This window comes from Acidovorax sp. 1608163, assembly GCF_003669015.1.
Taxonomy (GTDB): Bacteria; Pseudomonadota; Gammaproteobacteria; order Burkholderiales; family Burkholderiaceae_C; genus Acidovorax.
Genome location: NZ_CP033069.1, coordinates 585,235 through 609,724, shown reverse-complemented (window position 1 = coordinate 609,724; position 24,490 = coordinate 585,235). Strand labels below are relative to the sequence as shown.

The 24,490-nt window shown below is 62.4% G+C and carries 16 protein-coding genes and 3 pseudogenes; 10 read left to right on the top strand and 9 right to left on the bottom strand.

Features of this window, described 5'->3' with window-relative positions:
* Nucleotides 1-44: 44 nt before the first annotated feature.
* From flgE to EAG14_RS02675, 9 genes and pseudogenes are all read left to right on the top strand, one after another.
* Nucleotides 45-1,324: pseudogene (flgE, locus tag EAG14_RS02715) on the top strand (flagellar hook protein FlgE).
* A gap of 179 nt (nucleotides 1,325-1,503) precedes the next feature.
* Nucleotides 1,504-2,244 (top strand): flagellar basal-body rod protein FlgF, encoded by a 741-nt coding sequence (flgF, locus tag EAG14_RS02710; protein ID WP_099742131.1) that lies wholly within the window; start codon nucleotides 1,504-1,506, stop codon nucleotides 2,242-2,244.
* 46 nt (nucleotides 2,245-2,290) lie between these two features.
* The gene (gene flgG, locus EAG14_RS02705; RefSeq protein WP_099656783.1) at nucleotides 2,291-3,073 is read left to right on the top strand and encodes a flagellar basal-body rod protein FlgG; all 783 of its coding nucleotides are present in this window, start codon (nucleotides 2,291-2,293) and stop codon (nucleotides 3,071-3,073) included.
* A gap of 46 nt (nucleotides 3,074-3,119) precedes the next feature.
* Nucleotides 3,120-3,872: a flagellar basal body L-ring protein FlgH gene (locus tag EAG14_RS02700; RefSeq protein ID WP_099656784.1), complete on the top strand. Its 753-nt coding sequence runs from the start codon at nucleotides 3,120-3,122 to the stop codon at nucleotides 3,870-3,872.
* Nucleotides 3,873-4,166: 294 nt separating this feature from the next.
* Nucleotides 4,167-5,318, top strand: coding sequence for a flagellar basal body P-ring protein FlgI (locus EAG14_RS02695; protein ID WP_099656785.1), 1,152 nt, complete (start codon nucleotides 4,167-4,169; stop codon nucleotides 5,316-5,318).
* Nucleotide 5,319: 1 nt separating this feature from the next.
* Nucleotides 5,320-6,252: a flagellar assembly peptidoglycan hydrolase FlgJ gene (flgJ, locus tag EAG14_RS02690; RefSeq protein WP_099742134.1), complete on the top strand. Its 933-nt coding sequence runs from the start codon at nucleotides 5,320-5,322 to the stop codon at nucleotides 6,250-6,252.
* Between the two features lie 17 nt (nucleotides 6,253-6,269).
* A pseudogene (flgK, locus tag EAG14_RS02685) lies at nucleotides 6,270-8,197 on the top strand (flagellar hook-associated protein FlgK).
* A gap of 31 nt (nucleotides 8,198-8,228) precedes the next feature.
* Nucleotides 8,229-9,598, top strand: a pseudogene (gene flgL / locus EAG14_RS02680) (flagellar hook-associated protein FlgL).
* Between the two features lie 58 nt (nucleotides 9,599-9,656).
* Nucleotides 9,657-10,895 (top strand): HDOD domain-containing protein, encoded by a 1,239-nt coding sequence (locus tag EAG14_RS02675; protein ID WP_121727992.1) that lies wholly within the window; start codon nucleotides 9,657-9,659, stop codon nucleotides 10,893-10,895.
* 131 nt (nucleotides 10,896-11,026) lie between these two features.
* Here EAG14_RS02675 and EAG14_RS02670 read toward each other — a convergent pair whose 3' ends face one another.
* Entirely contained in the window at nucleotides 11,027-11,929 is a 903-nt protein-coding gene (locus EAG14_RS02670; RefSeq protein ID WP_121727991.1) for a LysR family transcriptional regulator, read from the bottom strand.
* Nucleotides 11,930-12,115: 186 nt separating this feature from the next.
* Here EAG14_RS02670 and EAG14_RS02665 point away from each other — a divergent pair, with 186 nt between their 5' ends.
* Nucleotides 12,116-12,757 (top strand): NAD(P)-dependent oxidoreductase, encoded by a 642-nt coding sequence (locus tag EAG14_RS02665; RefSeq protein ID WP_099743594.1) that lies wholly within the window; start codon nucleotides 12,116-12,118, stop codon nucleotides 12,755-12,757.
* Between the two features lie 39 nt (nucleotides 12,758-12,796).
* On the opposite strand, the gene EAG14_RS02660 is transcribed toward EAG14_RS02665, so the two are convergent.
* The 8 genes from EAG14_RS02660 to EAG14_RS02630 form a co-directional block, all read right to left on the bottom strand.
* Nucleotides 12,797-13,180, bottom strand: a complete 384-nt coding sequence (locus EAG14_RS02660; RefSeq protein WP_162995892.1) for a response regulator transcription factor — start codon at nucleotides 13,178-13,180, stop codon at nucleotides 12,797-12,799.
* Nucleotides 13,162-13,455: a response regulator gene (locus tag EAG14_RS02655; RefSeq protein ID WP_121727989.1), complete on the bottom strand. Its 294-nt coding sequence runs from the start codon at nucleotides 13,453-13,455 to the stop codon at nucleotides 13,162-13,164. The genes EAG14_RS02660 and EAG14_RS02655 overlap by 19 nt, the downstream gene beginning before the upstream one ends.
* Nucleotides 13,452-14,732 carry a sensor histidine kinase gene (locus tag EAG14_RS02650; RefSeq protein ID WP_121727988.1) on the bottom strand — a complete coding sequence of 427 codons (1,281 nt, stop codon included), beginning with the start codon at nucleotides 14,730-14,732 and terminating at the stop codon, nucleotides 13,452-13,454. The genes EAG14_RS02655 and EAG14_RS02650 overlap by 4 nt, the downstream gene beginning before the upstream one ends.
* A 99-nt stretch (nucleotides 14,733-14,831) precedes the next feature.
* Entirely contained in the window at nucleotides 14,832-16,574 is a 1,743-nt protein-coding gene (locus EAG14_RS23635) for a hypothetical protein (protein ID WP_121727987.1), read from the bottom strand.
* A gap of 793 nt (nucleotides 16,575-17,367) precedes the next feature.
* The gene (locus tag EAG14_RS02640; RefSeq protein ID WP_121727986.1) at nucleotides 17,368-18,396 is read right to left on the bottom strand and encodes a porin; all 1,029 of its coding nucleotides are present in this window, start codon (nucleotides 18,394-18,396) and stop codon (nucleotides 17,368-17,370) included.
* Nucleotides 18,397-19,163: 767 nt separating this feature from the next.
* Nucleotides 19,164-19,433 carry a hypothetical protein gene (locus EAG14_RS02635; protein WP_121727985.1) on the bottom strand — a complete coding sequence of 90 codons (270 nt, stop codon included), beginning with the start codon at nucleotides 19,431-19,433 and terminating at the stop codon, nucleotides 19,164-19,166.
* 868 nt (nucleotides 19,434-20,301) lie between these two features.
* Entirely contained in the window at nucleotides 20,302-20,763 is a 462-nt protein-coding gene (locus EAG14_RS22625; RefSeq protein WP_162995891.1) for a hypothetical protein, read from the bottom strand.
* Between the two features lie 15 nt (nucleotides 20,764-20,778).
* Nucleotides 20,779-24,240 carry a hypothetical protein gene (locus EAG14_RS02630; RefSeq protein ID WP_121727984.1) on the bottom strand — a complete coding sequence of 1,154 codons (3,462 nt, stop codon included), beginning with the start codon at nucleotides 24,238-24,240 and terminating at the stop codon, nucleotides 20,779-20,781.
* Between the last annotated feature and the right edge of the window lie 250 nt (nucleotides 24,241-24,490).

Genomic DNA, 24,490 nt, shown 5'->3' with positions numbered 1-24,490 from the left:
CAGCCCCCAACGCATCGCATGCACCGCCCAACCAGGAGAACACCATGAGTTTCCAGCAAGGCCTCTCTGGCCTGAACGCCGCCAGCAAGAACCTGGACGTCATCGGCCACAACATTGCCAACGCCAACACCACCGGCTTCAAGGCCTCGCGTGCAGAGTTTGCCGAGATGGTGGCGTCAGCCATCGGCTCAGCGGGTGGCAACAATGCCGGCATTGGCGTGGAAACCGCCAACGTGGCGCAGCAATTCACCCAGGGCAACCTGACCATCACAGGCAACAGCCTGGATGTGGCCATCAATGGCAATGGCTTCTTCACCGTGACCCAGCCTGACGGAACGCTGGCCTACACGCGCGCCGGCAACTTCAAGCTGGACAAGGAAGGCAACATGGTGACCAACGACAACGACAAGGTCATGGGTTACCCCGTAGACCCTGTCACCGGCCTGCGCACCGGCACCGACCCGATACCGCTGGTGTTCCCCACAGCCCAGCCCATTCCGGCCAAGCAGACAACAAAGATCACGGCCGACTTCAATCTGCCAGCCACTGCCCCCAACGCAGCGGGCAACCCCACGGCGACGCCCCCCGTGCCCGCCACACCACGTGCCACGTACGGCACATCGATCAACGTTTACGACAGCCAAGGCGTGGCCAAGCCCGTCAATCTGTACTTCCAGAAAACCGCCACCGCCAACACCTGGGATGTGTACGACAAGCTGGACGACCCCACGGCGGTGCCCCCAGTGGTCGCCACGGCCATTGGGCAGATCACCTTCGACAACACCGGCAAAATCATCGGCCCCGCCGCAACACCTCCGGCCACAGGGTTCCAGCTGCCACTCAGCGTCAACCCCAGCCCCCCCAACCCCAACAACCTGCCAGCATTCAACGTGGCCGTGAGCCTGGACAACGTTTCGGAGGGGGGTCGAAATTTACCGTGTCCAACCTCAGCCAGGATGGCTACACCATTGGCGAGCTGACGGGCATCAACATCGAAAACAACGGGATGATCATGACCCGTTACTCCAACGGGGTGACCCGCTCGGAGGGGCAGATCGCGCTGTCGAGCTTTCGCAACACCCAGGGCCTGGCCTCGGTGGGCGGTAACAAATGGGTGTCGACCTTTGAATCCGGCCAACCCGTCGTGGGCACCGCCACCGACGGCAATTTTGGTGGCCTGCGCTCAGGCGCCCTGGAAGACTCCACCGTCGACCTGACGGCCGAGCTGGTCAACATGATGACCGCCCAGCGCGCCTACCAGGCCAACGCCCAGACCATCAAGACGCAAGACCAGGTGATGTCCACCCTGGTGAACTTGAGATGACACACCCCCTGAGTCGCTGCGCGCCTTCCCCCTCTCTCTACGCGCTGCGCGCTACGGGAGTGGGACGCAGCCAGCGCGGCGGGGCGGCCCTTGCGCGGCTGCCTCGGCTTGGGCCGCGCCAGCTGCACGCGCTGTGGACGGCGTGCGGAAACACAGGGAACTGAGAGGAACATCACGCCATGGACCGCATCATCTACACCAGCATGACAGGGGCCAAAGCCGCAGAGCACCGGCAAGCGGTGCTGGCCAACAACCTGGCCAATGCGTCCACCAACGGCTTTCGGGCAGAGATGTCCACCTTCCGCTCGGTGCCCGTGCAAGGCAATGGATCGACCACGCGGGTCTTCGCGCTGGAGGCCACCTCGGGCTACCTGAACACGGCAGGCCCCGCCAAGACCACCGGCCGCAACCTCGACGCCATGGCCATGGGCAACGCCTGGTTTGCCGTGCAAGGGCTCGACGGGCTGGAGGCCTACACCCGTGCGGGCTCGTTCGATGTGTCGGCTGCCGGCCAGCTGGTCACGCCCTCGGGCCTACCGGTGCTGTCTGACGGCGGCGCCCCGATTGACGTGCCCCCCCGCGCTGAAGTAACCCTGGGCGCCGATGGCACCATCACGGCCAAGACGGCAGGGCAGCCCCCGCAGGCACTGGGGCGGCTGAAGCTGGCGTCTCCCACGGCGGAAGACCCGCTCAAGCGCGGTGACGACGGCCTGTTTCGCACAGCGTCTGGCGACCCCATGCCCAACGACGCCACGGCCCGCATGCTCAGCGGTGCGGTGGAAGGCTCGAACGTGAACACCGTGGAGAGCATGGTGGGAATGATCGCCGCGTCCCGCCAGTTCGAGCAACAGATGAAGCTGCTGCAAACAGCAGAAACCAACGACAAATCGGCTGCGCAGTTGCTCAGCCTCAATGGCTGAGGCCAAGCCCGTCGCCCCACGCTGAACCGAACGCAAGGAAACCGCCATGTTCACCGCCCTCTACACCGCCAAGTCCGGCATGACTGTGCAGCAGACCAATATCGACCTGCACTCGCACAACCTGTCCAACGTGTCCACCACAGGCTTCAAGCGCAACTTCGCCAACATCGAAGACCTGGCCTACCAGAACTACCGCCAGGTGGGCGCCGCCGCCACCGAGCAAAACCAGCTGCCCACCGGGCTGCACATGGGGTTGGGCGCGCGCACGGTGTCCATCGGGCGCAACTTTGAGCAGGGCAGCCTGCAAGAGTCCAAGAACAACCTGGACGTGGCCATCAACGGCAATGGCTTTTTTGAAGTGACCATGCCCGACGGCACCATCGGCTACACCCGCGACGGCTCGTTCAAGGTGGATGCGCAAGGGCGCATGGTGACCTCGGGCGGCCTGCCTGTGGCCAATGGCATCACCGTGCCCGCCAATGCCACCAGCATCAGCATCAGCAGCGATGGCGCCGTGTCGGCCACCGTGCCGGGCAACACCGCTCCCCAGCCACTGGGCACCCTGGCGATGTCGGGCTTTGTGAACGTTGGCGGGCTGGAGCCCATCGGGCAAAACCTGTTCAAGGAATCGGCGGCGTCGGGCCAGCCCCAGCAGGGCACGCCCGGCACCAACGGCCTGGGCATCATCAAGCAAGGGTTTTTGGAGTCGTCCAACGTCAACGTGGTGGAAGAGCTGGTGAACATGATCCAGACACAACGTGCTTACGAGATGAACTCCAAGGCCATCACCACCACCGACCAGATGCTGGCCAAGCTGAGCCAGCTGTAAGCAAAACGCACCGCGGGGCCCACCCGGGCCCCCAGGAAGGCACGCCATGAACCGCACCACTGCAGCCCCCTTGGTCGCAGGCACACACACCGCCTGCACACACACTGCCCGCCCACGCCATGGGCTTTGGGCGGTCACGGGCGTGCTCGCCAGCCTGCTGGCCACGGGCTGCGCCAGCCTGTCGCCAACACCGCCTGTGGACATCCTGCCCACCACCCCGCCGCAGCTCAGCATTGCGCCGCGTGCGGCGCCTCAGCCAGCCAACGGAAGTTTGTTCAACACCGCCAGCTACCGGCCAGCGTTTGAAGACCGCCGGGCCCGGCTGGTGGGCGATCTGGTCACGATCCAGATCGTGGAAAACGTGACGGCCAAGCAAGAGTCCTCCTCCACACTGGACCGCTCGGCCAACGTCTCCAATGCCGTAACAGCACTGCCCTTTGTGGGGGCAAGCGATGTCGGCAAGCTGGGACTCGGCGCCAAGTCTGGCAACGCGTTCTCCGGCAAGGGCGGTACCGAAAGCGCCAACACGTTCTCTGGCTCCATCACCGCCACTGTGATCGATGTCTTGCCCAACGGGCACCTGGTGGTGGCTGGCGAGAAGCAAATCGGCGTGAACCAGAACGTGGACGTGCTGCGCTTTTCCGGCACCATCGATCCGCGCGTGATGCAGCCAGGCAGCATCATCAACTCCACCCAGGTGGCCAACGTGCGCATCGAGTCACGCGGCCGTGGCTCGCAAGGCGAGGTGCAGGCACAGGGCTGGCTGGGCCGGTTCTTCAACAAGGTCACGCCGTTCTGATCCGCGAATGCCGGTGCCAAAGCGCCGCTGGCTGTCTGCATGCACAGGGGGCCAGCGGCTTTTTCATGTCCCGACTGCACGTGCCGCACGCACCACACGCTTCAATTACTATCAAATTTATAGCTGCCAGCGCTTTACCAATGAGCGCTAGGTGGCATTTTTATTGATATTTCTCGCCAAGTCGCGTCTAGGGCGGCGCCCACGCTTGAAGCGGCAGGCACCACGCAGATCGCAGGCAAAAGGCTGGTGAACCGGCTTCTTTTTGGGTTTTAGTTTTTGCCATGGCAACCCACAATGGAAGCCATGAAAGCCTCGTCCCACTCCCTTTGGCCGCGCAAGCTGCGCGCACTCTGGCTCCTGCTGGCCGCAGTGCTGGCGGCCGCCGCGCCCACCGCGCACGCCGTGCGCATCAAGGAAGTGGCGGCGGTGCAAGGCGTGCGCAGCAACCAGCTCACAGGCTATGGCCTGGTCGTGGGGCTGGACGGCACGGGTGACCAGACCACCCAGATGCCCTACACCACGCAGGCCATGTCCAACTACCTGCAGCAAATGGGCATCACCCTGCCGCCCGGCACGGCCTCGCAGCTGCAGCTCAAGAACGTGGCGGCCGTGATCGTCACCACCCAATTGCCCGCTTTTGCCCAGCCGGGGCAGATGCTGGATGTGAATGTGTCATCGATGGGCAACTCCAAGTCGCTCAAGGGCGGCACGCTCATTGCCACCCCGCTGCGCGGCGCCGACGGCGAGATCTACGCCCTGGCCCAGGGCAACCTGGTGGTGGGCGGCGCTGGCGCTTCGGCAGGAGGCAGCAAGGTGCAAATCAACCACCTGTCGGCCGGTCGCATTCCACAAGGCGCCCAGGTCGAGCGGTCGGTCCCCACCCCGTTGAACGAGGGCGACACCATCAACCTGGGCTTGAATGCATCGGACTTCCAGACCGCACGCAAGGTGGCCCAGGCCATCAACGCCAAGCTGGGCAACGGCCTGGCCACCGCCCTGGACGGGCGCACCGTGCAGGTGCGCGCACCGCAAGACCCAGGCGCGCGGGTGGGCTTCATTGCCGATCTGGAAGAGCTGCCACTCGAAAATTCCACCCCCGCCGCCAAGGTGGTCATCAACGCCCGCACCGGCTCCATCGTGCTGAACCAGGCCGTGACGCTGGGCTCGTGCGCCATTGCGCACGGCAACCTGTCCATCACCATCAGCTCCACCCCGGTCATCAGCCAGCCCAACCCGCTGTCGCAAGGGCAAACCGTGGTCACGCAAAAGAGCGACATCACCATCAACCAGGAGCCGGGCAACATCATCCAGATGCCGCCCTCGGCCCAACTGGCCGATGTGGTGCGCGCGCTGAACCAGTTGGGCGCCACGCCGCAAGACCTGCTGGCCATCTTGCAGGCCATCAAGGCGGCGGGTGCGCTGAATGCGGAGCTGGAGGTGATCTGACATGGCCGTGACCCTGCCCTCGTCCACATCGACCGGCGCGCACCAGGCGCTGGCGGTGGACACGCGCTCGCTCAACAACCTCAAGTACGAAGCCGGACAAAACAGCCCCGAGGCCACCAAAGAGGCGGCCAAGCAGTTTGAGTCGCTGTTCATGCGCGAGCTGATCAAGAGCATGCGCGAGGCCACCATGAAGTCGGGCATGCTCGACAGCGCCGGAGGCGACCTGGGCACCGACATGCTGGACCAGCAACTGTCGGTGCAGATGTCGGGCCAGCCCGGGGGCTTGTCTGAGGCCATCGCCCGGCAACTGTCGCGCCAGATGGGTGCGGCCGAGCCCACGTTCTCCGTGCCCTCCACCTTGAGCCTGCAGCAAGTCACTGGGCGCAGCACTGCGGCCACCAAGGCGGCGACAGGCTCCGCCAGCATTGCGGGCGTGACCACTACCCCCGCCCCCAAAGGGCGCGATGAATTTGTGCAGCACCTGAGCAACACGGCCGAAACCGTGGCCAAGGAAAGCGGCATCCCCGCCAGCTTCATGCTGGGCCAGGCAGGCCACGAAACCGGCTGGGGCAAGAGCGAGATCCGCAACAAGGATGGCTCCACCTCCTACAACCTGTTCGGCATCAAGGCCGGCAAGGGCTGGACAGGCAAGGTGGCCGAGGTGACGACCACCGAGTACGTGGACGGTGTGCCCCGCAAGGTGGTGGCCAAGTTCCGCGCCTACGACTCGTACGAAGCATCGTTCCGGGACTACGCCCAGCTCATCACCAACAGCCCCCGCTACGAAAAGGCCCAAGCCACCGCCAAGACGGGCTCGGCTGTGGCTTATGCCACCGAGCTGCAAAAGGCGGGCTACGCCACCGACCCGGAATACGCCAGAAAGCTCAGCGGTGCGATCCATAGCGCGCTGCGGGCCCAAAAGGCACAAGCGTGATGGAAGCGGGGTAAATCATGGGACTGCTCAACGTAGGCGCCCGCGCCCTGATGGCCAACCAGGTCGCGCTGCAAACCGCAGGCAACAACATTGCCAACGTCAACACGCCCGGGTACTCGCGCCAGACCGTGGTGCTGCAAACCGTGCAGGGCCAGTTCACGGGCGGCGGCTACATCGGCCAAGGTGTGGATGTGCAAACCATTTTGCGCAACCAAAGCGAGCTGCTCACCCGCCAGTCGGCCGCAGCGGGCTCGGTCAGCGCCGCCGACACGGTGCGGGCCGAGCGGCTGAGCCAGTTGCAAGAGATTTTCGGCGGCGGCACGGCCGGGCTGGGCGCCGCCATCACCGACATGATGAATGCGTTCTCGGACGTCGTGGCCTCCCCCACCGACCTGTCTGCGCGCACGCTGGTGCTCACACGCATCGATGAAACAGCGGCCCGCATGCGCACATCGGCCGATCGCATCAACGAGATCCAGTACACCGTCTCCCAGCAGCTGCAAAACAGCGCCAACACCATCAACAACCTGGCCCAGCAAATGGCCTCGGTGAACGAGCAGATTGCCCGCGCCACCGGCAACGGGCAAACGCCCAACGACCTGCTGGACCAGCGCGACCAGATCATCCGCGAGATCAACCAGTACGTTCAAACCACACAGATCCCAGCCGACGACGGCACCGTGGGCCTGTTCGTGGGGGCAGCCAGCCCCTGGTGCTGGGCACCACGGCCACCACGGTCTCGATTGCAGACTCCTCCACCTTCCCCGCCAGCGGGCAGCTCAAGCTGCTCTTCAACCGACCCGGCTCACCCTCCATCGAACTGGACGAAAACACGCTGGGCGGCGGCAGTGTGACCGGCCTGCTCAAGTTCAACAACACCGATCTGGCCGAAGGGCGTAACCTGCTCGGGCGCATGGCCATGGCCATCGGCATGACGCTCAACGAGCAGCAAAACCAGGGCCTGACGCTGGACGGCCAGCTGGGCAAAGACCTGTTTGCCCTGCCCACCAGCATGCCAGGCACCACCAACGGCACGGCCGTGGGCAATGTCACCTTCACCGACGCCACCCAGTTCGCAGCGTCGGACTACGAAATCCGCTTCACCACGCCCCCCGCCGGGCAGGTGGTGCGCCTGTCCGACGGCAAGGCCACGGCCTTCACCAACGCGGCCAACCTGGCCAGCCAGCAGATTGATGGGTTGACCTTCAACCTCACGGCCACCGGCGCTGCGGGTGAACGCATGCTGTTCAAGCCCTTCAGCACGGCTGCGGCCAACATGCAGGCACTGGTGTATTCGCCGCGCGACCTGGCTGCTGCCAACCCGGTGAATGCGGCCATGGGCACATCCAACGCAGGCACGCTGCAGCTGTCCAGCCTCACGGCCAAGAGCGGGTTCACCGCCCCTCCGATCCCCGCCGGTGTGCAGCTGACCTTTGCAGCAGGCCCACCAACGACTTACAGCGTGACGGGCTCGACCACCCCGCCCTCAGGCACCACGGGCCTGGCCTACACGGCGGGCACGCCCATCGTCATTGACGGCTGGGAGATCACCCTCAAAGGCACGCCCAAGACGGGTGACACCGTGAAGGTGGGCAATGCGCTGGACCCCCAGTACGGCGACAACTACACCCGCAATGCAGGCAACGCCACGGCGCTGATGAACCTGCGCGATGTGAAGATGTTTGACGAATCCACCATGAGCGACGGCTACGCCAGCGCCATGGCGCAGGTGGGTACACGCACGCAAAGCGCGCTGTTTGCCTCCGAGCTGTCCACCACCATCGCCAAGAACCTGGAAAACGACCGCACCTCCGTGTCCGGCGTCAACCTGGACGAAGAGGCGGCCAAGCTGTTGCAGTACCAGCAGGCCTACCAAGCGTCGGCCAAAATGCTGCAGATTGCGCAGAGTGTCTTTGACACCCTGATCCAGAACCTGGGTCGATGACACCCTCTGAAGTCCTCCGTAGGAGCCTGACATGAGCAATACCATCTTTCGCGTTGGCACCGCCAACATGTATGACAACTCCATCCGCAACGTGTCGGCGCGGCAGGCTTCGCTGGTCAATCTGCAAGAGAACCTGACCTCGGGCAAACGCGTGGTGCGCGCCAGCGACGACCCTGTCTCGGCCGCCCAGGCCGAGCGGGCGATGACCCGCATGACCCGCATCCAGACAGAGCAGCGCGCCCTCGAAACCCAGCGCAACGCCATTGCCCAGGCCGAGTCATCGGTGGGCGATGCCGTGAGCCTGGTGCAAGAGGTGCGCGAACTGATGGTGAACGCTGGCAACGCATCCCTGAGCAGCAGCGAGCGCGCCACCATTGCCAACCAGTTGCAGAGCCTGCGCGACCAGCTCACGGCCGTGGCCAATCGCACCGACACCAATGGCCTGCCGCTGCTGGGCGCCCTGGGCAGCGCGCAATCGCCCTTCATGGGCCCCTTGAGCGGCACGCCCGACTATCTTTTCGCGGGACAAGCCGGGCAAAACGCCAGCACCGGGGTGTCCATCCCCAACACCCTGGATGGCGATGCCGCCTTCATGTTCGACGCCAACCGCGATGGCAGCTTTCACGCAACGATCACGCAAGGCACCAGCACCGTGATCCTGCCCGGCGCCACGACCGGCTCGGTGCCCACCGGCGCGCAGCCCAGCCGCGCGCTGAACACCTCGGCCATTGACATTGCCCCAGGCACCACCTTCAACAAAGACCCCGCCACCGGGCAGGCCTACACCTACAGCGTGAGTTTTTCTGGCGTCACGCTCAACCCGGCCACCAACACCCTGTCGGCCACCTACAACATCACCAGCACCGACCCGGCCTTTGTGCCCCCCGCTGCGCAGACACTGAACCCGATCAAGATCGGCGAGAAGAACGAGTTCAGCATCAATGGGCTGCCCACCGGCATGTCGATGAAGATCACGGCCACGCCCACCAAGGCCGTGGACGGCACCATCACCGTGGCGCCCGCCAATGGCGACACACTCAATATCTCGCCCAACGCCAGCCTGTTCAGCGTCATAGACAAAGCCATCACCGAGCTCAAGGCGGCCCCTAACTCCAACGTGGCGGCACAGGCCTCGGGCAGGCGCTGGCCAACATCGACATCGGGCTCGAACGCCTGAGCAATATCCGCAGCTACGCGGGCGAGTTGCTCAACCGCGCAGACCGCATCACCGGCGACCAGGACAAGCGCTCCGTTCAACTGGAAGCCGACCGTTCCAGGGCCGAGGATCTGGATATGATCAAAGGCATTTCGGACTTCCAGAACCAGCAGACGGGCTACCAGGCAGCGCTGCAGACCTATGCATCGGTTCAGAAGCTTTCGCTGTTCAACTACATCGGCTAGCGTTCCGACCCGCGCAGCGCGCCGGGTCGGCCAGACGGCCCACATCGCCTGAGAGCACATGGTCCAATCCGTTCTTGGCAGTTTGATTCTGGGCTACCGCCCCTTGTGGAACCGCGCCCGCAAACTTGCCGGTGTGCAGCTGTACTTGCACAACGAATCTTCGACGATGGTCGATGCAGGCCACCTGCTGCGCACCCTGCAAGAGCTGTGGTCGGCCAGCTCGCCACCGCTGCTGCTGTCGCCCCAAACGCACCAGTTGCTCTCCAGCCTGCTCGAAAGTGCGCCGCGCGGCGCCCCCTGGATCGAGGTGCGCAACGACTGGCTGAACGACTCCACCATCTTCAACCAGGTGCGCGCAGCCCACCGGCGGGGCCTCAAGCTGGTGTGGCGCGGCGAAATCGCCACCCTGCCCCCCGCCGAAATAGCCCGCTGCTTTGACAACAGCCTGCTCACCCTGCGGCCTGAAGACACCATTACGGCCCTGCAACGCGCACCGCAGCAGCCCGGCAGCCCCAAGCCACCGCCGCGCAACCTCAGCCCCATCCTGGCGGGGCAGATGTACGAAAACGTGGCCAGCCGCGCGCTGATGGAGCATTGCCTGGACAACAACGCCCTGGCACTGGCTGGCTGGCCCGCCGAAGACGTGCTCTACAGCATGCGCCACACCCCGCAGCAGCCTTCGCACGCAGTGATCCACAAGCTCATGCGCGCCATCGACGCCGAGCAATCGCTCGAAACGTTCGAAGACATCATGAGCGAGGACCCCATCCTGGCCTACCGGTTCATGATCTACACGAACTCGGCTGCGCTTGGGCTGCGCACCGGCATCGACTCGCTGCGGCGCGGGCTGGTGATGATGGGCTATGGCTCCATCCAGCGCTGGCTGTCTGACCAGCTACCGCATTCCAGCACCGAGCCCAACATGCAGCCCATCCGCGAAGCGATGGTGATGCGCGCGCACCTGACCACCCAGCTGCTCAACCCCGGCATGGAAAACGAGCTGCGCCGCGAGATTTACCTGTGCGCGCTGCTGTCGCAAATGGACGAGCTGCTGCGCGAGCCCCTGGGCACCATCCTGCACCGCATTCCGCTGTCAGAGCGCATTTACGACGCCACCGTGCTGCGCACCGGCCCCTACGCACCCAGCCTGCAAATGGCCTGCGCGCTGGAGGGAGACGACGCCAGCGTGATCCGCCGCCTGTGCGAGGAACACGAGATGGACCTGGAAGAGGTCAACCGCGCCCTGCTGCGGGTGCTGAGCGAGCTGGAAGTGGAACGCCCCCCGGCCAGCCGCTGAGGCAGGCTGAGGCGACTTAGAGCGGCTCACAAAACTCAGCGAAGCGGTTATGGCTAGGCGCTGCGTCACAGGCAGTACGAGTAGTACGACAAGACGCTGCAACGATGCCAGAAGAGTTTTGTTAGCCGCTCTTACTCCAGCACCCCAGGCTGCGTGACCAGGTAGCTGTGCAATGCCGCAATGGCCTGGCGCACCTTGGCCGGCTGCGCGTCGCGCTGGGGCGTGACGGCCCAGATATCGAGCGTGCCAAACGACCACTGCGGCAGCAGCCGCACCAGCCGCCCACTGGCCAGTGCGTCTTGCACATCCATGCTGCCCATCAGCGCCAAACCCAGACCGGACTCACACATCTGCTGGATCGACAACTGGTTGTTGCTGGCAATGCGTGGCTGCACCCGCAGGCTGCGCGTTGCGCCATCGGCATGGTGCAAGTCCAGCAGCAGGCCACCGCCTTCGCGCGCAAAGCCCAGCCAACTGTGGGCCAGCAACGCATCGGGCGTGTCTGGCGCGCCATGCTGCGCCACCCAGCCGGGTGACGCACACAGCCACCACTGCAACGCCCCCAAACGGCGCGCCGCCCAGCTCGAATCGGCCAGGCGGCCAAAGCGCACGGCCAGGTCCACACGGGCGTTGATGAGGTCGATGGGCGCATCGTCTACCAGCAGCCGCAGACGCAGCGCTGGGTACTGCGCCAGCAAGTCGCCCAGCGCAGGCGCAATGTGCCGCGCAAAACCTACCGTGGCCGACAGGCGCAATTCGCCACTGGGCGCATCGCGCGAGGCGGCCAGCTCGGCCCGCGCCTGCTCGGCCGCCGCGCACATGGCGGCGCATTGCGCGTGGTAGCGCTGGCCTGCCTCGGTCAACGCCAGTTTGCGGGTAGAGCGGTGCAGCAGCGTGACGCCGCCCTCGCGCTCCAGCTGGCGCACCTGCTGGCTCACGGCCGAAGGGCTCATGCCCAAGGCCCGCGCCGCGCCCGTCATCGAGCCATGCTGCACCACCGTGGCAAACACCGCCATGCGCTTGAGATCGTCCATTGCTTCCCCCTTTGATGTCCATGGCCCAGCGCACCAAGCAAACATGCCAACCCGACCAATTCAGCCCATTGTGAAGCACAGCTTCAAAGACAAAGCCAATTTTTCCCTCTACCGCGGGGGCGTTGTTAGCCATAACCTTGCTCCATCTTCACTTGGAATAGCAACTCAGACTTGCAGGAACACACCATGCACATCGCACTGATTGGCGCCACCGGCTTTGTGGGCACCGCCCTGTTGAACGAACTGCTGCAGCGCGGCCACCGCGTCACGGCCCTGGCACGCACTCCCAGCAAAATCGCCCCGCGCGAAGGCCTGAGCGTGGTGCAAGCCGACGTAACCGACCCCGCCCAGGTGGCCCAGGCCGTGCGCGGCACCGACGCCGTGGCCAGCGCCTACAACCCCGGCTGGACGCACCCCGACCTGCACGACGAATTCCTGCGCGGCAGCCGCGCCATCACCGCAGGCACCAAAGCCGCAGGCGTGCAACGCCTGCTGGTGGTGGGCGGCGCTGGCAGCCTGTATGTGGCGCCTGGCGTGCAACTGGTGGACACCCCCCAGTTCCCTGCCGAGTGGAAAAACGGCGCATTGGCCGCCCGCGAAGCGCTGAACCTGTTGCGCCAGGAATCCACCTTGCAGTGGACCTTCTTGTCCCCCGCCATCTTGCTAGAGCCCGGCGAGCGCACCGGCCAGTACCGGCTGGGCACTGAATCGCCCCTGATGAATGGCGAGCAGCCCGGCAAGATCAGCGTGGCCGATCTCGCCGTCGCCATCGTGGACGAGCTGGAAGCGCCGCGCCACCTGCAGCAGCGCTTTACGGTGGCTTATTGAGCTGGGGGGTTGATTGCGTGAGGGCGTCTGACAGCCAGCTCACAGCACGCGTTGCTCCACCACCATGCGCGTGAGGTGAATGGCCGACTCTGCCTGCATCTTGGCCAACACCCGGCCACGGTGCAGCTCCACAGTCTTGGAGCTGATGTTCAGGTCTCGGGCAATCACTTTGCTGATCTTGCCGTCCACCACACCCTGCATGACCTGGGTTTCACGCACCGTGAGCCCTGCCAATCGGCGTTGAAACTCAGGACAAGGCGCAGCCTGTGGGGCTGCGTCCGCGCGAGGCGCAAACGCACGGGCCAGGGCTGACTCCAGCGCGCTCTCTTCAAACGGCTTTTCCAAAAACGTCACCGCACCTTTTTCCATCGCCTGCACCGCCAGTGGTACGTCGCCATGCCCTGTCATATAGATGATCGGCAAGGCCCCCCGGGCCCCGCAACGCCGCAGGCAATCAGCGCGTCGTGCACCTGCAGCCCGCTCATGCCGGGCATCCGCACATCCAGCAGGAGACAAGAGCGACCCAACTCCTGTGCGCTGAGCGCCTGCAGCGCAGCAATGGCCGCCTGTCCATCCTCAAAATCCACCACGTCATAGCCCGCACCGCTCAGCCACCACTTGGCCGTGGTGCGGAAATCCGTGTTGTCATCCAACAAATACAGCGTGCGTGGCACGTCGGAAACAGCCTGTTCGGTCATGCGACAAAGTCTTTCGAATCGAGAAATTCAGGTAGCTGCTCTGCCTCGTCCATCAACGCCAGGGGCAACGCCACATAAAAAGTGCACCCATGGACCGCATTGGGCGTAAACCACAAGCGGCCCTGGTGCAGCTCAATCAGGCTGCGGCAAATGTTCAGCCCCACGCCCATGCCTGTGGGTTTGGTGGAGAAAAAGGGCATGAAAAGCTGCGCCGCCGCATCCTGACCCACCCCGCAACCAGCGTCCGTGATCGCAATCTCCACCCGGTCATCCACCGCATCCACACGGCACACCACATCCAGGCGGCGCTCTGCCACGGGCGTTTCCACCATGGCATCAATCGCGTTGCGCAGCAGGTTCACCAACACTTGCTGCAGCATCACACCATCACCCGCCACGGGCGGCAAAGTGCCCCCGCCTGGCAGATCCGCTGACACCGAAAACTGCACATGGTGGCGCGCCAAGTCCCAGTCCAGCAGCGTCAGGCTGTTGTGCAACAAGGCCATCACATCCACCCGCTCGCGCCGGGGCTGGTGCGACTGCGTGTAGTCGCGCACCCGTCCAATGATGCGGGCCGCGTACTGCACCTGGTCCGACGCCAACTGCACCCCCTGCGCCAACTGCTGCAGCGCCTGCGGCGTGGGCGGCACAGGCTGCGCCTGCACGGCAGTCAGGCGCGCCTTCAAGCCACGCAGCACATTGCCCACCGCCCCCAAGGGCTGGTTCAACTCATGCGCCAAAGTGCTCGCCATCTCTCCCACCGCCAAGCTGCGCGAGGTAAACAGCAAACGCTCCCGGTCCTCCATGTGCCGCCGCGTGGCGCTACCCAGCTCCACCTCAGCCCCCAGGCGCAGCACCCAAAGCCCTGAAAGCCCGCTGTCACGCCCACCCGAAACTCGCGCGACATCCGCCGCCAGCGCACACAACCGCGCCGCCAGCCACCTGGGCTCCTGGCCCGGCAGCACCCTCAACCCCAGCGCTCCCGCCCAGCCCTGCTCGCACCCTGCGTGGGCAACATGCACCGCATGCGCAGCCCGCGCCGCCGCCACACCGGCAGCCAAGCCCTCCAGGCGCGCGGCCAAAATCCCCAACGGTAGTCCCTCGGGCACCACACCACCCGCCAAGGGCAGCAAATCGGCAAACGACGCACTGCACCACACAAGGCGCCCCGCCCCCACCACATCCAACACAGCCGCGGCATCGCCCAGCGCATCGAGCAGACGCACCACCACAGAAAGACTCCCGCCATCCGCACGGCTCACCTGCCAACGCTCCATATCTTCCCCATCTGAAACCATTGAAACGGTGCCAGCGCAGGCATCACGGCACTGCAGCAACCAACGACGCGAACGCTATCAACGGCGCCCACACCGCCATCAAACTGCAGCCTGCCCAGCCGCCCCCGTACCGTCCAGCGGCACCGGCACCCGCAGCGCCACCAAAGTCCACTGCGATCCCAGCAACCGCCGCAAACGGCGCGGCTCCTGCAGCGCAATGCGCTCAGACGCGCCCGGCCCGCCCGCCGCAGACTCTGTCGCACCATTCACCACCAGCAGCGGCGTGTGCCGATCAGGCCGCGAAGCCCCCAGCCCCCAACGCCCAGCCGCATCCAGCTCCTGCCGCAAACGCCACACCCGCCACTGCGTGTCCGCAGGCATCGTGGCCGACCACCGTGCCATCAACGGCCATGCCTGGCCCGCAGAGCCCGCAGCCACACCTGCGCCCGCACCATCGGGGCGCAGCACATGGCCCCACAGCCGCATGTGCGACACATCGGGCGGCGCCAGCACCAGCACACAACGGCCCGCCTCCAGCTCACGCAACAGCACCTGCTGCGCATTCGCCTGCAGCCACACCCACAGCGCCCGGTAATGCTGGGCCGCCGCCTCCCGGCTCACATCGGCCCCAGCCTGCGCCCCATCCGCTCCCGCCTCGGCATCCGCGCCATCGGCACCATCACCTGGGTCGCCATCACCATCGCCCCAGGCGTCCAGCAAATCCTCGTCCTCCAGCTCCGGCGCCCCGTGGCGCGGCATATCACGCTCCACACGCTCCACACGGTCTTGCGAAGCCCGCCGCCGCACCTTCGGCGCCAAAGCCAAGGCCATCGCCATTGCATGCGGCACCTCCGCCGCATCGCCAGCCCGCGCACGCCGCTCGGCCGCACCATCCTCACGCGCCACCGCATCGCCCACGGCCGCACCCATCGCAGGGGCCAGTTGCCCAGGGCGTACCACAGGCCCCTCAGCACCGCGCGCATCAGCACGCCGCCCATCGGCCACACGGCCCTGCCCCGGCCCTTGCATGGGCACCTGCGCCCCATCGGGACGCTGCCGCGCACCCAGCGCCACCCCATCGGCCCGCCCAGCCCGCTGCGCCAGTTCGGGCGAACGCGCCGCCCCCAGCCGGTCTGCGCCCGCAGCCACAGCCCCATCGCCCAGCCGCGACGCCCGCAGCGCCCACTGCGCCTGGGCCAACGCCATCGCAGCGCCCCCTGCGGTCATCTGCCCTGCCATCGTGCGCCCCACCGCCTGGGCCAACGCAGCCTGCGCCTGTATCACCGCCGACTGCGCCCCACCCGCACGCCCGGCAGCCACCGCCACCGCGCCGCCCCGGGCATCCGCAGGCACACCCTGACCACCCGCACCGCGCGCAGCCGCGCTCTGGGCCCCACCAGCCTGCGCCGATGCCAACCCCTGGCCTTGTTGTGTTTGTGTTTGGGAATGCGCTTGAGATTGCGCAGAAGACGACGACTGTGCAGGCGTGTTCGCCAACCCAGCAGACTGCGCCTGAAAAGCAGGCGCCCCCACGGTGCTCTTCACTGAGACCGAAGCCGACGCATAAGCCCCAGCATCACCCCTGACACCCACGCCAACCGAAACGCCCGCCAGAACACCCGCGGCCACACCAGCAGACAAGCCCCCAGCGCCCTGGCCCTGGGCCGAAACACCCGCACCCACGGCGCCAACGCCAACCCCAACCCCAACGCCCGGCCACGGGCCAGCACCTTGGCCCATGTTCTGGCCCACGCCCTGCCCACGGCCTGCACCTTGGCCGCCGCCCTGGCCCACGCCAAAACCCCAGCCCACACCTTGCCCCGGCACCGACGAGCCACCCACAGCCCCCTGCGCAAACGGCGACTGTCCCGCCCCCGTCTGGCCAGCAGCCCCCCCCCCTGGCCGCCTTGCAGGCTACCGCCCGTGGGCGAACCGCCTTGAGGCACATAGCCCACAGGCACATTGGAGCCAGCCACCGGGCGCTCGTCGCCAGCGCTGGAATAGCCCGCCCCACCGGCGCCCACCGCCCCCGAAAAATCGGGGGACGCAAAGCCACCACCCAGCCCGCTCAAGTCACCAGCACCAGCACCAGCACCGGTGCCACCGCCCATGCCGGGGCCACCCGCACCTGCACCTGCACCGCCACTCCTATCCAAACCGCCTTGCCCATGCCCCCCGGTGCCGCCAGCGTCCGGCGACCCCGCAGCCCCCGTGTCGCCACGGGAGCCATCGGCTAGCGGATTGGAGGAAGGAGAAGTGTCGCCATGCCCCCCAGCATCGGGCTGCTTGCCGACGCCTGCTGGATCATTTCCAGCCGGAGAAGCGCCCAAAGAGGGATCGTTGGGCATGTGGGGCGTTTCGGGGGCTGGCGTTTGTACCTCAGGAACCGGGGAAGGGCCCTCACCCACGTGTGGCTGCGCAGGAAGTGATGGAGACACTAAGGCCGGGAAGGGTACATCGCCGGCCATTTTAAGAAAGCATTATTTCTTGCAACTTATTTCCAGACAGCATACAAAAAAATCCTCATTCAAATTCATTATTTGAAACAATCACTCACCAGAAAAACAAGCAAGCAAAATTTTCAAAAACTAACCACACAGCCGCAAGATCAAAACGAATGAGAGGCCGCACAAAATCAAAAACTGTGGCTCAACCCAATGCCATAACCACTTATACCAACCCAGCGAACGTAGTTGAAATACGCCTGCGTACGCTTAGACAAAGAGTAAACACCACTAACTACAGCATGCGTATATTTTTTATTATTATCAAAACGCACCCCTCCAACAACATATTCATCCTTAGTCTCTCTAGCAACATCCAAACCAGCGGAGAAATTATTCCAATTAGCCTTCACCCCCAACGTGACGCCACTAACCTCAGCCACTGCATTTGGAACCAAGCGGAGCGTCCCATCTTGGTAAAAAGCGCCATTGCGCGACTGATAGTACGCGCTTGCAAATTCAAGATTTTGATACTGATATTTCGCACCCAAAGCAAAATTTGCACCCAACCCACTAGTTTTATTATAAGCAGCACCAACAGTAAGAGGTCCAGCCTCATAAGTAGCACCCAAGTCGACTTTACTTCGATTTAAGCCAGCAAATTGATTTTCATCTTTCGGCACGTAAGCAGCTTCGATGACAACCCCTCCGATTTGTGGAGTCCGATAGCTGACTTGGTTAGATTGTCGCTTGAGATTATTAAAACCAACACTTCCAAAAGATTTATTCGCAATCGAGTGATTGCCACCACCCATTAAATCCCAAGAAGCCATAGCGTTATAGCTGGGAGTTGTGCCGCGACCCAGCGTCAAACGACCCCACGACCCGCCCAGCCAAATATTGGAAGCTCTTGCAAACGCACCCTCAGGATCAGCAGCACCGTTCGATGCATCGAGTTTTTGTTCCAGCTGAAATCCGACTTTCAACCCGCCACCTAGATCCTCCGCACCTTTAAATCCCAAATAACTGTCTTGAAGATTGACCCTTGAGGAACTCTGTAACCCAATTTTTCCAGATTGGATTTGAGTAGCATCCACTTGAAAGTCCTTCCCCACTGCAGCATCCACCGCACCATAAATCGTCACAGTCGATTGCGCCCAAGTAGGAGCGCATGCCGCCAAAGTAGCCAAAGCCAAGCCAGTTAGTTGGATCTTTTTCATGATTGCCTTATGTAGAAAAACGATATTTCTGTAAATTTGCGTAACAGATAATCCCCTGCCACGCAAAACCCGCCCATTACAGCAAATACCCCCATCCCTATCGACCGTGCTCGCGGCCCAATGGCAGATAAGCAACAGGAGGTGTTACCGCACCATAAGGGGGCGTGAAAAGAATGTTGCTTTTAATTGCAATTCACTTCACTCCAACATGGCGAAAGACGGGTGGAAGACGGGCGCAGCGGGCTGGAATGCAAAGCTGATCGCGCGCAAGGCCCGCCTGCTAGCGGCCGACCCCGCCCAGCACCGGCCCACACAGCACGCTGCCGCCAGCCCCTACGCCCGCGCTGGCTGCTGCCTACCGCCTACTGCGCCATTCCCACCCCATCACCGTAACAAGACCATCCCCAGCCCGGGCAACGGCCCAACGATGGCTCGGGGCATCGCAAGCGACTAAGTCGCTGAGTGCCTGCGCGTCGATGAATTGCTACATAATTGATAGCTTCTAGCGCTTATCTGGAGTGGGCTGGGATCACTTTTTATGCAAAAATCCGCTGCCACGGCGCCAGTGAGCTCGATTCGCAAGGGTCTTGTCATATTCAGAATCTCCGCTGAATTGCGCTGGAGCAGAGTTTTATGGGAAAGGGCAAAAGGCAAGACCTTCCCCCAGCATCCCTTGACCCCAGCACCCACAAAGCTGCGAGAAAGGAGACACAAAAGACAAGAGCGAGCCCCAGCGCCTGCGAAAGCTCGAAGTCCTTGCGATCTACTTATTGACGTTCAGTGGCTTGTGCTCTCGCCTTGCGGTGAGCAAATGATTGCGTCACCTTCTTGCTTGTGAACAGTAAGGCGGTGAGGATCGCGAAGGCCAGACCGAATGACATGCCCCACAGGGTGGCAATCCCCTCCCAGTCAACACCGAGTTCGGATCCGTAGAACTCTTGCTGCGTGTTATGCGAGAGGGCAATCCATAAAACACCACACGCAATCAGAAGGGCCAAGCCGACAGCGGTTAGCAAAAGGCGACTCAACGACTTCATGGCTTCGCAATCCACGGTTTGGCTAGGTAGTTGGCATTTACACAGGCGCCATAGTCAGTCACATGGGTTGCGCCCAGTTTGCCTTGAAGAGACGTGTGTTTGCTTTGTGATCGGAAAGGGGCAGTTAATAATTAACTCTATGGCATCTGAAAGGCATCTACGCCATTTCCGTGAGCATAATCCGCAGAACCGTGCGTGGCTGTGCCGTTTGCCCGTCTGACTCAAGAAAATGCAAATTATCCCTGTAGATTAACCCGACGTCTTTTAAAAGCCCATCGTTTGACTCACAACTCAAGCCGATTACATCAGCAACTATTCTTTCAAATTCAGTTTTTTACTTAGCATGAGAATCGACATATCACACTTCTGCCAGTTCTATTCGAGCATCGTTCGTCAGGGCAGCAAGCCCAATGGCAAATGCATCATTCAATGTCTTTGGCTGCATTTTCAGAAAATGACTAGAATCAGGTCGTGATTTTTGCCAGCCTCGGAGTTCGATTACACGATCTCTATAATATCGAGCCGCCTCGACTGAAGTCTCCTAACCCATATATCCCCGCACGATGGGTTCGCGCCGGTCACACCAAAAAAACAAAACTCAAAGCATCAGGACTTAGCCTAGCAAAAGGCTATATTTTCAAAGCCTGCGCCGAAATTCTCGGGGAAACAATTTCTGCGGCGAGGGAAAAAAGACAAAACCAAACCCCCAACCGCTATGCAACCATGCGGAATGTGACAATTCATCTTTGGCCTCATTTCCTAGGTGATCGCATATATAAAAATTCAGAGCATTGCACTTTTTATTTGAAATCACTATTTTCATGGAAATTATTAATCATAATTCATCGCCATTATTTTTACAAAATTGTTATGCGCGATGAACTCTCGTTTGTTTGTTTTCGAAGTCGGCAAAAAATGTTAAACCGGGAATGGCTACACCCTCAAAACAAAAAGGAATAACGAAATCTTGAAGGGCAGGAATTTCGAAAAATATAAAATCAATAATAAAATGAAGATCGCGATGCAACCTCTCTGGTGAGTGCTCTAAAACAATAAATTCCATTAAAATGGCCTTATTCCCAGAGGCATCTAAGCAAACACCGAAATGCGGTGGGACGGCATTCATTTTTGCCGTTCCAACTCTTACATATGGCAATCCATTCATCCGAGCAATGAGGTCATTTGCGTCAGCTTGACTCATGCGGTGCGCGACAGAATTTGCAGTTAGAATTCCGGCAGAAACGATAACGGCATGATCTGCGATTTGAAGGGATTTGCCAAAATTTTCCCACAAGGAGGATATTTTTTTAGGGTCCACTGGTATGTACATATTTATCCTTGTTGTTTACCGTTTTCCGTATGGACGCTGATAGTATTTTTCGACAATAGAATTTCGTTCATTGAGATAGTTCTGTATCAAAGTCCTGCGTGCATTAACATCTCCGACCTCACGCGAGAAACGAATTTCCCCGAGGTATTGCCTTCTCTCCGTATTTACAATCAACCTTGGATTCTCAAAGTACTTTATATACCTTGGATTCCCCAATGCTTGATGATCCAAAAAGTGGCCATATTCATGGCGAAGAGCAGAGATAGAAAACTCATCGGGAAGCAATACTTCGTTCCCTCTTGCTCCACCGCCGGGGTTAGGCGAGAAAGCTATTCCGCTTCCACCATTTTTCACATTGACTCCGCTCCGCTGGAGATCAGCCATGATGGCTTGGTATTCCTCTGGATGTGAGAACTTGGCATGCCCCAGCGAATCAAACAACGGATCTGCTTGCGAGTTAAAGCGAATTGATTTGCCACCGTTTGAAACACCCCCAACCCCCAGTCCTTCCAAAGAAGCCACCACAGGCAACCACTCATGAACCTGCAGAGCGTCCACAATTTTGTCGGCTCTGAGCATACCCCCCACCGCCACAGCCCCCCGAAGCACCGCAGTCGGCCCGATCAAGCCAGCGATCGTCCCCGACGCCTCTTGCAGCCCGTTGTCATACTCAGTCACCCGGCCGGTGACTTTTTCGTATTGGGCAAACATCCGGTCTGATATGTCCGTATCGACCAAACTGACAACGCCTGCTGCTGCATAGCCGGTCATGCGGTAGGCCAATGCTGCAGTTTCTGGTATTGCGTTAGCTAGCCCCTTCGCCGAACCAATGCCCACATCGCCAAAGAACTCGCCGACGTGCTGCATTTGCTCGCCGTAGCTCATAGGCGGTCTGTAAGCGGCGGGGTCTGTAATCGTCGATCGCCCCGCAAAGGGATAACGTCCATGCTCTGAAGCGGGTGCCGGATTGACAAACCCGCGCCCCCCACCGGTTCCCGCGTAGGTCTCTGCGGTTTGCTGCGCAGCCTGAGCCTCCCTCTGCGCCCTTCCCCCACTCTCGGCCGCAATAGCCCGCCCACCCAGCTGCGCCGCGCTCGTATCCGACAAGTCAAACCGCAGCACCTGCCCCGGCTGCACCACGGGCACGCCCTGCGCGTTCAGCCGCACCTGACCACTGGCCAGCAGCTGGCCGTAGGCCGCCCTTTGCTCCTGGGCACTGAGCCCGGCGGCGGCCAATGCTGCCAGTGGACCCTGACCCTTGCCCACGACGGCCTCGTTGATGGCGGGCGACTCGGGGGCCATGCTGCCGTTCAGGCGGATACCGCCGTCGATCTCATCGCTCCAGTTCGATAGCGCATCGTCCGAGACCCGCAGGCCTTGGCTGCTGCGCCCGGGCTGCAGGCCTTGGGCCTGGGTGGGGTCTACGTCGCTGGAGCCGAGGTTCTGCACCCACTCGTTGTTGGGTTTGTCGCCTTGGCGGGTGTTGCCGGTGTTTTCGGTCTTATTCGTTTTGTCTGCCTTGCCGCCAGCGTCTGCTTTGCCTGCAAACGGGTTGTTCTCTTCCATCAGCCCGCCAAGAAAGTCACTGGCAAAGCCTGCGGCTGCGTCGCCACTGCCTGCCACGCGCACGGCGCTGCTGGCGGCGCGGCTCATCAGGCGCAGGGTGCTGGCTTCTTGCACGTTCAGCGTCCCGTCCTTGCTGAGCGCGGTGATCTGGCTCTCCAGGCTCTTGCCCACTTCTCCCGCCACGCTGGAGATGAGGCTGTTGGTCAGGCCGTCCTTGAACTTGCCGCCGCTGGCTTCTTGCAGCAGGCCTTGCAGGCCAGCTTTGCCCAGGTGGCCCAGGGTGCGGGTGGCCAGCTCGGTGCTTTGCAGGGCGCCACTCACGCCTGAGACGTCCATCACCCCAAACGTCACGCCTGCTGTCAGGGCCGAGCGCAGCATGTTGCCCAGATTGATCTTGCCGCCCGTGGCCAGTTGCATGTTGGCGCTGCTGATGGCGCCCAGGGCCATGCTTTGGCCCAGGCTGGTGCTGGCACTGGCGGCGGTGATGCCGAAGGCGCCGGCCGTCATCATCGTCATGACGCCAGCGAACACCAGGGGGAAGGCTTTGTCGATGAAGCTGTTGCTGGGCCGGATGTTGTTCTCCAGGTCCGTGCTCCAGCCGTTGACGGGGTCAAACCACAGGTATTCGTTGTTGATGAGCCTGCGGTTTTGTTCGGGGGTGAGCTGGGTTTTTTCCAGGGTGGCGTCACGCCAGTCGCCAGGGTTGCCGTTGTCGTCCACGGTCTGGCCACCCGTGACCAGCTTGCTTTCGCCCAGGGTGTAGTAGGCTGGGTTAATGAATGGCCCGGCGTCACCGCCGCCGTATTCCTCGGCTTCGTGGAACTGCAGTGGCTCCTTGCCGTGCAAGCTGGCAAACGCCTTTTGCGCGGGGCTGTCGCCTGCGGCGTAGGCTTTGGCGAATTCGGCGGGGTCGGTCATGTGCCAATCGGTGCCCACGCGACCGCTCATGCCAAACTTCAATCGCTCGTCGATTGCTTTGAGATCACTTTCCTGAGAGGCGCTTGGCGGGTAGGTGACGGTATAGAGCGACTTCTCCGTTACATCACCGTCTCGCCAGTTTTCATGGCGCTCGATGAGTTCGCTGCCAGCCACATTGGGCCCAGGGTGTTGCTGGGCTTCGTCCAGGGCTTTGAGGAATTGGCCGCGCACGTTGTTTTGCGCTTCCTGCAGCTGCGTCAATCGCGCACCCAGGTCTGTGCCAAAGCGTGCCTGGATGCCTTGGCCCACGTCCGTGCCAGTGTTCAGTGGCGCCAGCGGCGGGCCAAACTGGGCGATCATTTCCTGGTTGGCGGGCTCTGCCAGCAACAACTCCAGCGCCGCAATTTCCATGGCGCTGGCTTTGGGGGCGGCCACGGCCGTGGCAGCGTCGGGGCTGGCCGCCTGCGTGGGGGCCACTTGCGCTGCAATGCCCGGGGGCAGGGGCAGTTGGCCCAGGGTGGCGGCCTGCTGGGCAGCGTGCTCGGGCGTGATCTGCAGGGGCTTGGTGTGCAACAGCTCTTGCCCCTCGCCCGTTGCGGGGTCTATCAGCAGGGGTTTGGTGTAGGCGATTTCGACGCCTTGCGCACCGTCGATCTGCAGCGGTTTGTTCACGCCGTAATCCACAGGGCCGCTGCCGTCTAAGCTGATCTGCAAGGGCTTGGTGTGCATCAGCTCCAGCCCCTCACCCGTTGCGGGGTCTACCAGCAAGGGCTTGGTGTAGAGGATTTCAAAGCCCGGCGCGGGGCCTAGTGGCAAGGGCTTGGTTTCTACGGTGTCGTAGCCTGCGCTGCCGTCCTGCTGCTGGGGCGGGCTGTCCAGGGTGCCGCCGTTGTCAGGGTTGCCGGGGTCGTAGGCGTCGACCGATGAGGGAATGATGGGCTCGATGGTGGGGGTATCCCACACGGCGGCGGCGCCGGGCGATGTGACTTGCATGGCGGCGCAGTGTGCCGATGCTCTGCGCTGTGCGTAACTGGGATGCTTCCTAGCTGGGAATCACCCTAGCTGGGAAGAACACCTATGGGGCGGTGAATGCCATCGTATGCGGATGCTATTAAATACATAGCTGCTCGCGCTTTATTCTTGCGCCTTATCGGCATATTCAACCCCAAAACCAGCGGCCATTCTTAAAAATTTGCAGCACTTTACCCTGCCCTCACACCGCTTGACGCGGGGTTCACCGTGG